This window comes from Streptomyces canus 299MFChir4.1, from assembly GCF_000383615.1.
Classification (GTDB): domain Bacteria; phylum Actinomycetota; class Actinomycetes; order Streptomycetales; family Streptomycetaceae; genus Streptomyces; species Streptomyces canus_C.
In genome coordinates this window covers 1-15051 of record NZ_KB911597.1, presented here as the reverse complement: position 1 = coordinate 15051, position 15051 = coordinate 1, and the positions used below count along the sequence as shown (strand labels likewise).

14 protein-coding genes, 1 rRNA gene and 1 pseudogene are annotated in these 15051 nt (G+C 69.2%); 9 read left to right on the top strand and 7 right to left on the bottom strand.

All coding sequences use genetic code 11. The features are described 5' to 3' along the window. Positions 1-171 precede the first annotated feature (171 nt). A complete protein-coding gene (locus H293_RS0128975; RefSeq protein ID WP_020121322.1) occupies positions 172-2820 on the top strand; it encodes an ABC transporter ATP-binding protein/permease in 2649 nt (882 codons plus the stop codon). A gap of 75 nt (positions 2821-2895) precedes the next feature. Here H293_RS0128975 and H293_RS0128970 read toward each other — a convergent pair whose 3' ends face one another. From H293_RS0128970 to H293_RS0128960, 3 genes are all read right to left on the bottom strand, one after another. Continuing rightward, positions 2896-3654, bottom strand: a complete 759-nt coding sequence (locus H293_RS0128970; RefSeq protein ID WP_020121321.1) for a transglycosylase SLT domain-containing protein — start codon at positions 3652-3654, stop codon at positions 2896-2898. A gap of 299 nt (positions 3655-3953) precedes the next feature. Next, positions 3954-5030, bottom strand: a complete 1077-nt coding sequence (locus tag H293_RS0128965) for an S-adenosylmethionine:tRNA ribosyltransferase-isomerase (RefSeq protein ID WP_020121320.1) — start codon at positions 5028-5030, stop codon at positions 3954-3956. Then, entirely contained in the window at positions 5027-5722 is a 696-nt protein-coding gene (locus tag H293_RS0128960) for an SDR family NAD(P)-dependent oxidoreductase (protein ID WP_028808283.1), read from the bottom strand. Before H293_RS0128960 ends, H293_RS0128965 begins: the two co-directional genes overlap by 4 nt. 186 nt (positions 5723-5908) lie before the next feature. Here H293_RS0128960 and H293_RS0128955 point away from each other — a divergent pair, with 186 nt between their 5' ends. The 3 genes from H293_RS0128955 to chpE all read left to right on the top strand — a co-directional run bounded on the left by H293_RS0128955 (position 5909) and on the right by chpE (position 8090). Further along, on the top strand, positions 5909-7054 hold the full coding sequence (locus H293_RS0128955; protein ID WP_028808282.1) for a GAF domain-containing sensor histidine kinase: 1146 nt from the start codon (positions 5909-5911) through the stop codon (positions 7052-7054). Next, positions 7047-7688, top strand: coding sequence for a response regulator (locus H293_RS0128950; protein ID WP_020121317.1), 642 nt, complete (start codon positions 7047-7049; stop codon positions 7686-7688). Before H293_RS0128955 ends, H293_RS0128950 begins: the two co-directional genes overlap by 8 nt. Before the next feature lie 156 nt (positions 7689-7844). Then, positions 7845-8090, top strand: coding sequence for a chaplin ChpE (gene chpE, locus H293_RS0128945; RefSeq protein ID WP_020121316.1), 246 nt, complete (start codon positions 7845-7847; stop codon positions 8088-8090). Positions 8091-8217: 127 nt separating this feature from the next. Here chpE and H293_RS0128940 read toward each other — a convergent pair whose 3' ends face one another. Continuing rightward, positions 8218-9006 carry a hypothetical protein gene (locus H293_RS0128940; protein WP_051138172.1) on the bottom strand — a complete coding sequence of 263 codons (789 nt, stop codon included), beginning with the start codon at positions 9004-9006 and terminating at the stop codon, positions 8218-8220. A gap of 139 nt (positions 9007-9145) precedes the next feature. Between H293_RS0128940 and H293_RS0128935 the strand changes: the two are divergent. The 3 genes and pseudogenes from H293_RS0128935 to H293_RS0128925 all read left to right on the top strand — a co-directional run. After that, positions 9146-9676: pseudogene (locus tag H293_RS0128935) on the top strand (ABC transporter ATP-binding protein); the annotation flags it as partial. Positions 9677-10036: 360 nt separating this feature from the next. Further along, entirely contained in the window at positions 10037-10468 is a 432-nt protein-coding gene (locus tag H293_RS0128930) for an NfeD family protein (RefSeq protein ID WP_020121313.1), read from the top strand. A gap of 130 nt (positions 10469-10598) precedes the next feature. Further along, the gene (locus tag H293_RS0128925; RefSeq protein ID WP_020121312.1) at positions 10599-11537 is read left to right on the top strand and encodes an SPFH domain-containing protein; all 939 of its coding nucleotides are present in this window, start codon (positions 10599-10601) and stop codon (positions 11535-11537) included. Positions 11538-11643: 106 nt separating this feature from the next. Here the strand turns inward: H293_RS0128925 and H293_RS0128920 are convergent, their stop codons facing one another. The 3 genes from H293_RS0128920 to H293_RS0128910 form a co-directional block, all read right to left on the bottom strand. Beyond that, complete coding sequence (locus tag H293_RS0128920; protein ID WP_020121311.1) at positions 11644-12150, bottom strand: HNH endonuclease; 507 nt, start codon at positions 12148-12150, stop codon at positions 11644-11646. A gap of 152 nt (positions 12151-12302) precedes the next feature. Then, a complete protein-coding gene (locus H293_RS0128915; RefSeq protein ID WP_020121310.1) occupies positions 12303-12842 on the bottom strand; it encodes a YbhB/YbcL family Raf kinase inhibitor-like protein in 540 nt (179 codons plus the stop codon). Positions 12843-12886: 44 nt separating this feature from the next. Then, positions 12887-13669 (bottom strand): sporulation protein, encoded by a 783-nt coding sequence (locus H293_RS0128910; protein WP_020121309.1) that lies wholly within the window; start codon positions 13667-13669, stop codon positions 12887-12889. Between the two features lie 141 nt (positions 13670-13810). Between H293_RS0128910 and H293_RS0128905 the strand changes: the two genes are divergently transcribed. Beyond that, positions 13811-14452 carry a DNA-3-methyladenine glycosylase gene (locus H293_RS0128905; protein WP_020121308.1) on the top strand — a complete coding sequence of 214 codons (642 nt, stop codon included), beginning with the start codon at positions 13811-13813 and terminating at the stop codon, positions 14450-14452. A 491-nt stretch (positions 14453-14943) separates the two neighbouring features. Continuing rightward, a 16S ribosomal RNA gene (locus H293_RS0128900) occupies positions 14944-15051 on the top strand; the annotation flags it as partial.

Sequence of the window (15051 nt, the reverse complement as noted above, 5' to 3'; positions counted from 1 at the left end):
CCGGGTCGGTTTCAACCCCGTCAACGGAACCGGCCGAAGCGCGCGAACGTGGTGTTCTCGGGGCTCGGCTTTCGGTCAGGAGGGGATCCTGAAATAGTTCCCGACGATGTTCGACATCCCTACACTCCCTGTGACGGGGGCAATGCGGGGGACTACTCAGTGGGGCTTGGAGTGCCGGAACTCGTACTGGAAGCGAACGGACGTACCTGGACGCTCGATCCGTCCAGGCCGTACAGCCTTGGACGCGATCCGCAGGGGGACATCGTCTTCGACGACGCCAGGGTGTCCTGGCGGCACGCCACGATCAGCTGGAGCGGGCGCAGTTGGGTCATCGAGGACCACGGCAGCACCAACGGCACGTTCGTGCGCGGCCAGCGGATCCACGAGACGGAGATCGGCCCCGGCGCGGCCGTCCACCTGGGCAACGCGAGCGACGGCCCGCTGCTGAGCCTCTCCGGCGCCGCGGCCTCGGACGTACAGCCGCAGCCCGGGCAGCAGCCGTACGCCGCGCAGAGCGCGAACCCGGGCTGGGCCCAGCAGACCCCGCAGCAGGCCCCACAACAGGCTCCGCACCAGACACCACACCAGGCTCCGCACCAGACACCCCATCAGGCCCCGTACCAGGCATCACCACAGGCCGCGCCATCCGGCTGGCCGCAACCGCAGCCCCGGCAGCAGTCGAAGCCGCAGTCGCAGCCGCAGTCGTACGCGCACCAGCCGCCGCAGAGGATTCCGCAGCAGCAGGGCCCCGGCGCCGACGGCGGTGCCGGCGCGGGCGCGCCGCCGGTCTACGGCGACCGCAGTCCGACCACGTTCCACCAGTTCACCATCGGCCGCATCATGCGCATCGGCCGCGCCCTGGAGAACGACCTGGTCGTCTCCGACCTGCAGGTCTCCCGCAACCACGCCGAGTTCCACTCGATGCCCGACGGCCGCATGATGATCCGCGACCTGGGCTCCCACAACGGCACGTACGTCAACGGCCAGCCGATCCCCAAGGGTGGCTCGACGATGCTCGGCGCGAGCGACATCGTCGGCGTCGGCCACTCCACGTTCCGGATCGTCGGCGACAGTCTGGAGGAGTTCGTCGACACGGGCGAGGTCTCCTTCTCCGCCCGCCACCTCACCGTCACGGTCGACGGCGGCAAGCAGATCCTCAAGGACGTCTCCTTCGGCGTCCCGGAGAAGTCCCTGATCGCGGTCATCGGACCGTCCGGTTCCGGCAAGTCGACGCTGCTCAAGGCACTCACCGGCTACCGGCCGGCCAACCAGGGCGACGTCCTCTACGACAACCGCAACCTCTACAAGCAGTTCGCCGAGCTGCGCCAGCGCATCGGTCTGGTCCCGCAGGACGACATCCTGCACAAGGAGCTGACCGTCAAGAAGGCCCTCAAGTACGCGGCCAAGCTCCGCTTCCCCGCCGACACCACGAGCGAGGAGCGCGAGCACCGCATAAACGAGGTGCTGCGCGAGCTGAAGCTCGACATCCACCGGGAGAAGAAGGTCACCGCCCTCTCCGGCGGCCAGCGCAAGCGCGTCTCCGTGGCCCTGGAGCTGCTGACCAAGCCGTCCCTGATCTTCCTCGACGAGCCGACCTCCGGCCTCGACCCGGGCATGGACCGCGATGTCATGCAACTGCTGCGCGGCCTCGCCGACGACGGCCGCACGGTCCTCGTCGTCACCCATTCCGTGGCCGAGCTGGCCCTGTGCGACAAGCTGCTCGTGATGGCCCCCGGTGGCGCTGTCGCCTACTTCGGGCCGCCCGAGGAGGCGCTGAACTTCTTCGGCTACGACACCTGGGCCGACGTCTTCTCCGCCTTCGAGAACTACCGGGACTACGACTGGGCCGGACGCTGGAAGGGCTCGCAGCACTACCAGATGTACGCCGCGGACATAGACGCCGTTGCCCCGCAGTCCGTACAGATGCCTCCGATGCAGGGCATGAAGCCGCCGAAGCCGCAGCGCTGGACGGGCCAGTTCGGCACACTCGTGCGCCGCTATGTCTCGGTCATCGCGTCCGACAAGGGCTTTCTGGCCCTGACGGTGATCCTGCCGCTCGTCCTCGGCTCGGTGAGCCTGCTCATCGACTTCGGCGACAACCTGCTGCCCAAGCCGATCGACCCCAGGACCAAGCTTCCCGAGCCGAACAGCACGGCCACCACCGTCCTGCTGATCCTCGCGGTCGGCGCCTGTTTCGCCGGCGCGGCCAACTCCGTCCGTGAGTTGATCAAGGAACGGGTGATCTACGAGCGGGAGCGCGCCACCGGCCTGTCCCGCTCGGCGTACCTGATGTCCAAGGTGGTCGTCCTGGGCGTGATCACCATCCTGCAAGGGCTGATGGTCGGCCTCATCGGCTTCGCCAGCCGCGGACTGCCGAAGGAAGGGCTGGTCCTCGGCAACGCCACCCTCGCGGAACTGTGCCTGCCGATCATGGGGCTCGGGTTCACCTCGATGATGTTCGGGCTGATCATCTCCGCGCTCGTGAAGACGTCCGAGAAGACCATGCCGCTGCTGGTCATGTTCGCGATCGTCCAGGTCGTCTTCACCGGGTGTCTGTTCACCCTGCACGGCACTCTCGGCGTCAACGAACTCTCGTATCTGATGCCGTCACGCTGGGCGGTCGCCGCCGCGGGCGCCACTTTGGACTTCAACAAGGTCAACCCGCCCGTCAAACCGGGCGACACGACCGACCCGCTGTGGAACCACGCGGTCAGCACCTGGGGCCTCAACATGATCGCCCTCATCGCCATCGGCGTCGTCTGCGGGTTCCTCGTCTCCCGCTTCCTGCGCCGCCACGAGCCCGAGGTCATGCGCAAGTGATCCCTGCCGTACGACGGCGAAGGGCGGCACCCCGACCGGGTGCCGCCCTTGTGCGTACGAGAGGTCCGCGCGACCTCAGTACGCGCTGTTCACGTTGTCCATGGAGCCGTACTTGTCGGCCGCGTAGTTCGCGGCGGCGGTGATGTTGGCGACCGGGTCGTAGATGTTCCAGGACGTGCCCGCGACGTGGTACGCCTGGAACGTCGGCGGGATGACCTGGAGCAGGCCCTTCGACGGGATGCCGTTGATGGCGTTGATGTCCCAGTTGTTGATCGCGTTCGGGTTGCCCGAGGACTCCCGCATGATGTTGCGGTACAGGCCGTTGTAGCTGCCCGGGATGCCCTTGGACTTCATGATGTCCAGGGACTGCTTGATCCAGCCGTCCAGGTTGTTGGCGTAGCTCCGGTGCACCGCGGCCTTCAGCTTGGCGCGGTGCGCGGCCCGGCTCGCGGCCTCCTTGGCCTTGCGGGCGTGCGCGGCCTTCTTGGCGGCCGCGGCCGCGGCGGCCTTCTTCTTCGCGGCGGTCGCGGCCTTGGCCTTGGCCTTTGCCTTCGCCGCAGCCTCTGCCTTCGCCTTAGCCTCGGCGGCCTTGCTCTGCAGGGCCTTGGCGGCGAGCTGCTCGCTGACGTCCGCCTGGAGGCCCTTGAGCTGCTCGGAGGAGTACTTCACGGGGGCCGAGTAGGTGGCCGCCTCGGACGTCGTGGTCTCCGCGTTGCCGGGAACCGCGCTGAAGGCGATGGCGGCGGCACCGAGCGTGGCGACTCCGGCGGCGGCGATCTTGTGGCGCTTGGTCAGCGCACGACTATGACCACGGGTGAAAGGATTCTTGGGCATGCGGGATGGACCTCTTCGAATAGCGCGGAGGTCGCTCGCTGTCCGGTGTCGGACACGGGTGCTTCCGGCACAAACGCCGCGGGCGGAACCCGCGGCGCTGAGCGACGTTGGCCATTCTTAGCTGGCGCAAAACCACCCGGCAAAGGTGTGACGTACGACCCCGGGTAGTGGACCGGGGGAGGGCAAATCAGGACAGACCGGAACGTCTGTCCCGCTCATGCAGGAGGGTCTTGTCTCCTATTTCACCTAGTACGTGATCTGCGCCCTATGTGCGGCCTCACATCCGGCGCACAGCAGCCTCACCGGCAGTTGCGGCCGCAATGCTCTGTGTGAGGACCCTCCTGCGGCAGGAGGAGATGCATGTCGCCGAACTCGTGCCACAGGTAGTTCCGGCGCAGCGCCTGCTCGTACCCGCGGTCGATCGCCGCCCGCCCCGCGACCGCCTCCAGCATCAGCAGATGCGAGGCCTCCGGCTCGTGCAGCCCGGTCAGCAGCCCGTCCACCACCCGCACCCCGCGCTCGGGGGTCACGACGAGATCCGTCCATCCCGCACGCGCGCGTACGACTCCGTCGGCCCCGGCCGCCGACTCCACGGCCCGCACGGCCGTCGTCCCGACGGCGACGACCCGGCCGTCCCCGGCCCTCGCCGCGTTGATCAGCCGCGCGGAGGCCTCCGGCACCGAGAACCGCTCGGGATACGGCGGCTCGTGCGCCTCCGCCGAGGCCACCCCCGTGTGCAGCGTGACCGGCGCGAACCGCACGCCCCGGCTCACCAGCTCCGCCACCAGCCGCGCGGTGAAGGGCCGCGCCGCGCTGGGCATCTCCGCGCTGCCCGCCCCGTCGGGCGACGGCAGCGCGAACACCGTCTGGTAGACGGACAACGGCTGGTCCCGCTCCGTGTACGAGTACCGAATGGGCCGCCCGTGCTCCCGCAGCAGCCCCAGGACGTCCCCACCGTCCACCCGGGCCCACCACAGCCGCCCGCTCACCGCCTCCTCCAGGACCAGCCGCCCGCCCCCGGGCAGCCGCACCTCCGTCCCCGCGGGCCCGCCCGCACGCGCACGCGTGGTGCCCCTCCCGTCGGGATCCCGCAGCTCCACCGCCCACCGACCGTCGTCCCCGCGCGTGGAGAAGTGCACCACCACACGCGCGTGCCCGATCCGGCCGTCGACGGCCGCGGCCAGCGTGGGGGAGGTGTTCACGACGAGCAGGTCCCCGGCCCGCAGCAGCAGAGGAAGCTCCCCGAAGGAGTGGTGCGACACGTTGGTGCCCCGCGACACCAGCAGCCGTACGGCGTCCCGGTCGAGCCCGGGCCCACGCTGCTCGGCCGGCACCCGCGCCGACAGCTCTTCCGGTACGCGCACGGCGAGTGTCATCGCCCCTCCAGCAGCGACGGGGCCCCGTACCGCCCGCTCACCGGCCGCTCGTCCAGCAACCGCAGGAACGCCGGCACCACACTCGCCGGCTCCGGCCGCGGATCCTGGTCGTCGGGCACGGCCGCCGCGTACAGGTCCGTCGCCATGTCCCCGGGATCGACGGCCCACACCCGCAGCCCCGGCTCCTCCACGCCCAGCACCGCCGTGAGGTGGTCCAGGGCGGCCTTCGACGCCCCGTAGCCGCCCCACGTCTCATAGGCCTCGGCGGCGGCGTCCGAACTGACCGTGATCACCGTGCCGGCCTCCGAGGCCCGCAACAGCGGCAGCGCCTCCTGCACCAGACCCAGGGCGGCCACGACGTTCACCTCCAGCGCCCGGCGCAGCCCGTCCAGGGGCAGCCCCTCAAGGCGGGCCAGCGGCTCGGCGCCCAGCGCGCTCGCGTTGTTCACCAGCAGATCGACGCCACCGAGCCTCAAGGCCGCCGCCACCAGCTCGGAGCGGTGCGCCGGATCCGTGACGTCCCCGGGCAGCGCCGTCACCCGGGTCCCGTGCCCGGCGAGCGCGGCCGCCGTCTCCTTCAGGACCTCCGCCGTCCTCGAGTCGAGCACCAGGTCCCAGCCCCGCGCGGCCAGCGCCTCCGCGAGCGCCCGCCCCAGCCCCTTCGAGGCCCCCGTGATGATCGCTACCGGCATGACACACGTCCCCTCGTCCTCCACGCCTCCTGATCGGCGTGCCCCCAACGTAGGAACGCGGTCGTCCCGGCCGCCTCGGACGCGGGCCGCAGAGCGGTGGGGCCCTTCGCCCTAGGCCGTCCGCCCTAGCCGGGAGCCGTCACAGGTCCGATCCGCGCTGTCACACCCCGCCCGTACTCTGAGGGCATGAGTCAAGGTCCCCGGTCCGGCCTCGCCGCGGTGAGCTCCGCGCTGCTGGCCATGAGCAGGCACCTGGAGGTGCGTGACGTCCTCAAGACGATCGTCGCCTCGGCCCGCGAACTGCTCGACGCGCAGTACGCCGCCCTCGGCGTCCCGGACGACCACGGCGGCTTCGCCCAGTTCGTGGTCGACGGTGTCAGCGACGCGCAGTGGAAGGCCATCGGCCCGCTTCCGCGCCAGCACGGCATCCTCGCCGCGATGCTCCACGAGGCAACGCCCGAGCGCCTGGCCGACGTCCGCAAGGACCCCCGCTTCGAGGGCTGGCCGTCCGCCCACCCCGACCTGGTCGACTTCCTGGGCCTGCCGATCCGCGACGGCGACGAGGTCATCGGCGCCCTCTTCCTCGCCAACAAGAACTGTTCAAAGCCGGAAGGCAGTTGCGGCTTCACCGAGGAGGACGAGGAACTCCTCGCGATCCTCGCCCAGCACGCCGCGATCGCCCTCACCAACGCCCGCCTCTACGAACGCAGCCGCGAGCTCACGATCGCCGAGGAGCGCTCCCGCCTCGCCCACGAACTGCACGACGCGGTCAGCCAGAAGCTCTTCTCCCTGCGCCTGACCGCCCAGGCCGCCGCCGCCCTCGTCGACCGCGACCCCTCCCGCGCCAAGGGCGAACTGCACCAGGTGGCCGTGCTCGCCGCCGAAGCCGCCGACGAACTGCGCGCCGCCGTCGTCGAGTTGCGCCCCGCCGCCCTGGACGAGGACGGCCTCACCGCCACCCTGCGCACCCAGATCCAGGTCCTGGACCGCGCCCACAGCGCGCGCGTGACCTTCGCCGCCCACAACTTCCGCGCACTGCCGGCCGCCCAGGAGGAGGCCATGCTCCGCGTCGCCCAGGAGGCCCTGCACAACGCGCTGCGGCACTCGGGAGCCGACCATGTCGACGTGACCCTGGACCGGCGCGGCAGCGGAGCCGTGCTGCGCGTCACGGACGACGGCAGCGGCTTCGAACCGAAGGCGATCCGCCGCGCGGGACGCCACCTCGGCCTGGTCTCCATGCGGGACCGCACCAGTGGGGTCGGCGGCACGCTGACCGTGGAATCGGCGCCCGGCAAGGGCACCACGATCGAGATGGAGGTCCCCGGTGGCTGACGCGATCAGGGTCCTGCTCGTCGACGACCACCAGGTCGTCCGCCGGGGACTGCGCACCTTCCTCGAAGTGCAGGACGACATAGAGGTCGTGGGCGAGGCCGCCGACGGCTCCGAGGGCGTCGCGCGCGCCGAGGAGCTGAAGCCCGACATCGTCCTCATGGACGTCAAGATGCCGGGCATGGACGGCATCGAAGCCCTGCGCAAACTGCGCGAACTGAACAACCCCGCGCGCGTGCTGATCGTCACCAGCTTCACCGAACAGCGCACGGTGGTCCCGGCCCTGCGCGCGGGCGCCGCGGGATACGTCTACAAGGACGTCGACCCCGACGCCCTCGCCGGCGCCATCCGCTCCGTGCACGCCGGGCACATCCTGCTGCAACCCGAGGTCGCGGGCGCCCTGTTGTCCCAGGAGGAGAACAACTCCGGCCAGGGCAGAGGCGGTTCGCTCACCGAGCGGGAGCGCGAGGTGCTCGGACTGATCGCGGACGGCCGCTCCAACCGGGAGATCGCCCGTGCGCTGGTCCTCTCCGAGAAGACCGTCAAGACGCACGTCTCGAACATCCTGATGAAACTCGACCTGGCAGACCGGACCCAGGCGGCATTGTGGGCGGTTCGTCATGGAGTGGCCGGTTGATCCCTCGGACGCACGGCAATACGGAGGGTTCCGCTCCGGAGTGAGATTCATACCGTCGTGGGAATGTCCCCCGAATGGCGCATCCTTCGTGGAGGTCCGCCGTTCTCCAGTGCGTGCTGCGGCGACTGCCGCGGCAATCGCTAGGAGGGCTTAGAAGTGAAGAACCTGAAGAAGGCAGCGGCCGTGACGATGGTGGCCGGCGGGCTGATCGCCGCCGGTGCCGGTATGGCCTCCGCCACCGACGGGTCGCACGCCGACGGCAAGGCCGTGGGCTCGCCCGGCGTCGTCTCGGGCAACCTCGTCCAGGCCCCGGTGCACGTCCCGGTGAACGCGGTCGGCAACAGCGTGAACGTCATCGGCGTGCTGAACCCCGCCTTCGGCAACCTCGGTCTCAACCACTGACGTCCCCGCCGAGCGGGCAGTGACTTCGGCCTCCCGGGCGCCTCGCGCACCCGGGAGGCCGGTCCGTTTGCGCACCCCGGGCGCTGGGCCGCGCGCTCACCACCATCGCCGCCCAGCCCCGCTCCGGTCACCGCACCCCTCGCTCCAACTCCTCCACGTACGCGTTGTAAGCGGCCACCTGCGCCCGCCGCCCCGTCCGCTCCACCGGCCGCAAGGCCTCCCCCCGAGCCCGCATCTCGGCGGAGCTCACCGCACCCCCGTGCCCCCTCTCGTGGGCCAGCGACACCAACAACCCCACCCGCTGAGCGAGCTCCAGCACCCGCACCGCCCTGGGCGGATACCCCGGCGCCAGCACCTCCCGCCCCCGCTCGGCCCGAGCCCGGTACGCCCCGATCGCCGCCTCCGCCACCGGCCCCGACGCGGCCACGTCCAGCCGCGACAACACCTCCGTCGCCTCCCGCAGGGCCTCCGCGAGCTCCCGCTCGGCCTCGCCCAGCGAGGGAACGTCCGCCGGCGGAGCCTCCCGCACCGGCAGCACCTGCCACACCACCTCGACATGCACATCACCCGCGGGCCCGGCCTCGGACACCTCCGGCACCAGGCCCAGCGCGGCGCCGTGACAGACCACCGCCTCCTCCGCCTCCAACGCCCGCGCGTTGAACTCCGGCGGCCCGCTCAACCCCAGCGGATGCCCGGGCGCGGGCAGCGCCACCCGCAGTCCCGTCACGCCGAGCGACCGAAGCCGTCCCAGCGTCAGCGTCAGACCGACGGCCGCCGGCTCACCCGGCAGCCCCTCGACCCGGTGCACGGCATCGTCACCGACGATCGCCGACACGGCGTCGTCCGGCGAGACAAGTCCGGCCAAAAGACCGTTTCCCCAAGCGGCAAGGCGTCCAGAGCGCGGTTCCGAGAACATGCCCCCAGCCTAAGGACCGGACCACTGGACGGGAGCCGCCGACCGGTGGCGTAGATTTCATCGAGGGCTGCGCCCAAAAGCGCGCACGCGACAGCCGAGACGTCGACACCGTCACACTGCAAGGGGAGACAACGCGCTCATGAGCGATGTTCTGGAGCTTCAGGACGTATCCGTGGTCCGCGAGGACCGGGCTCTGGTGGACCAGGTCTCCTGGTCGGTCAAGGAGGGCGAGCGCTGGGTCATCCTCGGCCCCAACGGCGCCGGCAAGACCACGCTCCTGAACCTCGCTTCCAGCTACCTCTACCCCAGCAAGGGCACCGCCACCATCCTCGGCGAGACCCTCGGCAAGCCCGGCACCGACGTCTTCGAACTGCGCCCGCGCATCGGCATGGCAGGCATCGCCATGGCCGACAAGCTCCCCAAGCGCCAGACCGTCCTGGAGACCGTGCTGACGGCGGCGTACGGCATGACCGCCGGCTGGCAGGAGGAGTACGAGGACATCGACGAGCAGCGTGCCCGCGCCTTCCTCGACCGCCTCGGCATGAGCGACTACCTGGACCGCAAGTTCGGCACCCTCTCCGAGGGCGAGCGCAAGCGCACCCTCATCGCCCGCGCCCTGATGACCGACCCCGAGCTCCTCCTCCTCGACGAGCCCGCCGCCGGCCTCGACCTCGGCGGCCGCGAGGACCTGGTCCGCCGCCTCGGCCGACTCGCCCGCGACCCGATCGCCCCCTCGATGCTCATGGTCACCCACCACGTCGAGGAGATCGCCCCCGGCTTCACCCACGTCCTCATGATCCGTCAGGGCAGGGTGCTCGCCGCGGGCCCCCTGGAGCTCGAACTCACCTCCCGCAACCTCTCCATGTGCTTCGGCCTCCCCCTCGTCGTCGAGCAGGTCGGCGAGCGCTGGACCGCACAGGGCCTTCCGCTGTCGTGATCACGTGAAGTCCCCGCAAAAACAAGGGTAAGAAGCCCGTCCCGCTCCATCGCGCCCTGTCCGCGGCGGTACCCCCGGACCTACCATGACCATGTGAACGACATCGACGCATGGGTGTGGTGGCTCGTCGGCGCGGCAGCGCTCGGAATCCCGCTCGTGGTGACCGCGATGCCGGAGTTCGGCATGCTCGCGGCGGGCGCCCTCGCCGCCGCGCTCGCGGCCGGACTCGGCGGTGACGTCGTCGTCCAGGTACTCGTCTTCGCCGTCGTCTCGGTGGCCCTCATCGCCGTCGTACGGCCCATCGCGACCCGGCACCGCTCCCAGCGACCCCAACTCGTCACGGGCATCGACGCGTTGAAGGGCAGACAGGCCGTCGTCCTGGAGCGCGTCGACAGCGGCGGTGGCCGGATCAAGCTCGCCGGCGAAGTCTGGTCCGCCCGTTCCCTCGACACCGACCGTGCCTTCGAAGTAGGCCAGGAAGTGGACGTCGTGGACATCGAGGGAGCCACGGCGATCGTCATGTGACCTCGCAGGATGCAACTGAACCGAACGCACCACGAGTTACGCGACGGTCTGTCAGACTCGACCAGCAAGATCTTCAACAACCATAAGATCTTCCGAGAACGCCGAGGCAGAGAAGGGCACGGGGAGCACGATGGAACCGGTCATCATCGTCTTGATCATCCTGGTGGTGTTGGTCTTCATCGCCCTCATCAAGACGATCCAGGTCATCCCACAGGCGAGCGCCGCCATCGTGGAGCGCTTCGGCCGCTACACGCGAACGCTCAACGCGGGCCTGAACATTGTCGTCCCGTTCATAGACACCATCCGCAACCGCATCGACCTGCGCGAACAGGTCGTTCCGTTCCCGCCGCAGCCGGTGATCACCCAGGACAACCTCGTGGTCAACATCGACACGGTCATCTATTACCAGGTCACCGACGCCCGGGCCGCGACCTACGAGGTCGCCAGCTACATCCAGGCGATCGAGCAGCTCACCGTCACCACCCTCCGCAACATCATCGGCGGCATGGACCTGGAGCGGACCCTGACCTCCCGCGAGGAGATCAACGCGGCCCTGCGCGGCGTCCTCGACGAGGCCACCGGCAAGTGGGGCATCCGCGTCAACCGCGTGGAACTGAAGGCCATCGAGCCCCCGACCTCCATCCAGGACTCGATGGAGAAGCAGATGCGCGCCGACCGTGACAAGCGCGCCGCGATCCTCACCGCCGAAGGTACGCGCCAGGCCGCGATCCTCACGGCCGAGGGTGAGAAGCAGTCCCAGATCCTGCGCGCCGAGGGTGAGGCCAAGGCGGCCGCCCTGCGCGCGGAAGGCGAAGCCCAGGCGGTCCGCACGGTCTTCGAGGCTATCCACGCCGGCGACCCGGACCAGAAGCTCCTCTCCTACCAGTACCTCCAGATGCTCCCGAAGATCGCCGAGGGCGACGCCAACAAGCTCTGGATCGTCCCCAGCGAAATCGGCGACGCCCTCAAGGGCCTCTCCGGCGCGATGGGCAACTTCGGCAACTTCGGCGGCGGTTCGGGCGGAGGCAACGGCGGCGCGGAACGCCGGGAGACCCCGAAGATCGACTGACAGGACGGCAAACGAAAGGTTCCCCGCACCCACCCAGGGGCGCGGGGAACCGCGCGACAAGCCACGACGCACCCGCAGCCGCGACCGAAGAGATCCCGGCAGACGGCTAGGCGGCCTCTCGCGCCAACCACTCCGGCAGCGCCGAGAAGTCCTCGTGCCCCAGGGACAGCAACATGGCATCGGCCGGGGTCGGCTCGAATGGCTCCCGCAGCAACGGCATCCCCGCCTCCGCCGGAGTCCGGTTCGCCTTGCGGTGGTTGTCCTCCGCGCAGGAGGCCACTGTGTTCAGCCAGGTGTCCTGACCACCCTGCGACCGCGGCACCACATGGTCCACGGTCGTCGCCCGCCGCCCGCAGTACGCGCACCTGTGCCGGTCACGCACCAGAACACCCCGCCGGGACCAGGGGGCTTGTCTTCGGAAGGGCACCCGCACATACCTGCACAACCTGATCACCCGGGGCGCCGGTATGTCGACCGCGGCTCCGCGCATGCGCAGTTCGGGGTGGGACTGCTCGACGACGGCCTTGTCCTGAAGCACCAGAACGACGGCTCGGTTCAACGTCACCGTCGACAGCGGCTCGAAGCTCGCGTTCAGTACCAGCGTGTCCCGCATGTCAGCCCACCTCCCATGTGCACCGGCCCACCCCTCGGCGGGCTTGGGCTTGGATCAACTCTGGCCGGGCACGCCGAGATGGACAACGCAATAAAAAAGTGCCCGCCTCTGATCAATTCCAAGACCAGAGGCGGGCAAACGCCCGATGAACGTCAGTCTTCGGCGGGCACCTCGTACTCACCGATCAACTGAGCCCGCGCGATCGCGTGGAACCGCAGGTTGAAGCCCACGACGGCAGGCGACGCCTCGGCATCCGGCCCGAGCTTCTCCTGGTCCACGGCGTACACGGTGAAGACGTACCGGTGAGGCCCGTCCCCGGCCGGCGGAGCGGCCCCACCGAAGTCCTTCGCCCCGTAGTCGTTCCGCGCCTGTACGGCACCCTCCGGCAGCCCCTCGAACGTGCCGCTGCCCGCACCGACCGGCAGCTCGGTCACCGAGGCCGGGATGTCGAACACGACCCAGTGCCAGAACCCACTGCCCGTAGGCGCGTCGGGGTCGTAGCAGGTCACGGCGAAGCTCTTGGTCTCCGGCGGGAACCCCTCCCAGCGCAGCTGCGGAGAGGTGTTGCCGGCCGCGTAGACCTGAGCGTCCTTGAGCGTGCCGCCCTCCTGCACGTCCTCGCTCGTCACGGTGAAGGACGGGACAGGCGGATGGAAGTCATGGGGGAGCGGCCGCCGCTTGAGCTCGGTCACCTCGGTACCTCCTGATCGATTACCGGAATCAGCAGTTCCCGAGCCTAGAACCAGTTGCGCTTGCTGCCGACCTCGGACAGCCACTGGTTGAGGTAGGCGGCCCAGTCGGTGCTCTGGTAGTCGTGTAGCCCCACCTGGAAGGACCGGAAGGTGTCACTGCCCTCGCTGAACAGCCCCGGCTTCTTGTCCATCTCCAGGATGACGTCCATCGCGTTGCCGTCCGCGACGAAGCTCAACTCGACCTGGTTGAGCCCGCGGTACTGCTGCGGCGGGAAGAACTCGATCTCCTGGTAGAACGGCAGCCGCTGCCGCGTCCCCCGGATGTGGCCGCGCTCCAGGTCCGCGTTCTTGAAGCGGAAGCCCAGCTGCATGAAGGCGTCCAGAATCGCCTTCTGCGCCGGCAGCGGGTGCACGTTGACGGGATCGAGGTCACCGGAGTCCACGGCACGCGCGATCGCCAGCTCGGTCGTGACACCGACGTTCATCCCGCGCAGCGCCTGGCCGTCGATCATCGTGACCGGCGTCTCCCAGGGGATCTCCAGACCGAACGGCACCGCGTGCACCGCGTTCGCCTGCAGCGTGAAGGCACCGCCGAGCGAGACCTTCGTGAACTCGATGTCCTGCTTGTACTCCTGGTCGCCGCTCTCGACCTCGACCTTGGCCTGGAGCCCGACCGACAGCCCTTCGATCTCCTGGTCGACGGACCCACCCTGGATCCGCACCTCGCCCTGGACGACACCACCCGGAACGACGTTGACCTCGGTCAACACCGTCTCCACCGAAGCCCCACCGGCCCCCAGGCTCGCGAGCAGCTTCTTGAACGCCATGTCTCTCCTCTTAGAACGCGCGGATTCCTGATCCCTACAAACGCGATCCGGCCGTGGTCGGTTCCGCGCCCTCACCCTGGCAAGCGGACGAACCCTTGACCACCCCTTGGCACACACCCGTCTGGACTACGCTCGTACGCCATGATCACGCCCCCGGACCGTACGCCACTGCCACGAGAGTTCTTCGACCGCCCCGTACTGGAAGTCGCCCCCGACCTCCTCGGCCGCACCCTCGTCCGTACGACCCCGGACGGCCCGATCGCGGTGCGCCTCACGGAGGTCGAGGCGTACGACGGTCCGAACGACCCCGGCTCCCACGCCTACCGCGGCCGCACGGCCCGCAACGACGTGATGTTCGGTCCGCCCGGGCATGTGTACGTCTACTTCACCTACGGCATGTGGTTCTGCATGAACCTGGTGTGCGGCCCGGAAGGCCGGGCGAGCGCCGTTCTGCTCCGCGCGGGCGAGGTCCTCGAAGGCGCCGAGCTGGCACGCAAACGTCGACTCTCGGCCCGAAATGACAAGGAACTGGCCAAAGGGCCGGCCCGCCTGGCCACCGCCCTTGGCGTGGACCGGGCCCTGGACGGCACGGACGCATGCGACCCGGGCGAGACCCCGCTGAGGATGCTCACCGGTACTCCGGTCCCCTCCGACCAGGTACTCAACGGTCCGCGGACCGGGGTGGCCGGCGAGGGAGGCGTGCGCCCCTGGCGCTACTGGGTCGCCAACGACCCGACAGTGAGCCCCTATCGCGCTCATGCCCCGAGGCGGCGCTCAAGTTGACTCGCTCTTGGAAGGTGCGTAACGTAGCCCGAGCCGCTTGACCCGGTTACGGCGATCGCCAGCAGCCGAGAGCGGCCAAACCACTACCTACGACATCCCCTCAGCGGGGACGATTTCGGCGTGCCCGCACGTCTGAATTCGAACTCGCGGAACTCGATTATGAGTTGCCGAGGGAATCGGCTAACGTAGTGAATGTCGAAAGGCCCCGCCGACAGGGAATCAGGCCCGAAAGGATCTGATAGAGTCGGAAACGCAAGACCGAAGGGAAGCGCCCGGAGGAAAGCCCGAGAGGGTGAGTACAAAGGAAGCGTCCGTTCCTTGAGAACTCAACAGCGTGCCAAAAATCAACGCCAGATATGTTGATACCCCGTCTCCAGCATCTGCTGGGACGAGGTTCCTTTGAAATAAACACAGCGAGGACGCTGTGAACGACCGCCTTATTCCGGTGGTTGTTCCGCTCTCGTGTGTGTGCACCCGATTACGGGTAAACATTCACGGAGAGTTTGATCCTGGCTCAGGACGAACGCTGGCGGCGTGCTTAACACATGCAAGTCGAACGATGAACCACTTCGGTGGGGATTAGTGGCGAACGGGTGAGT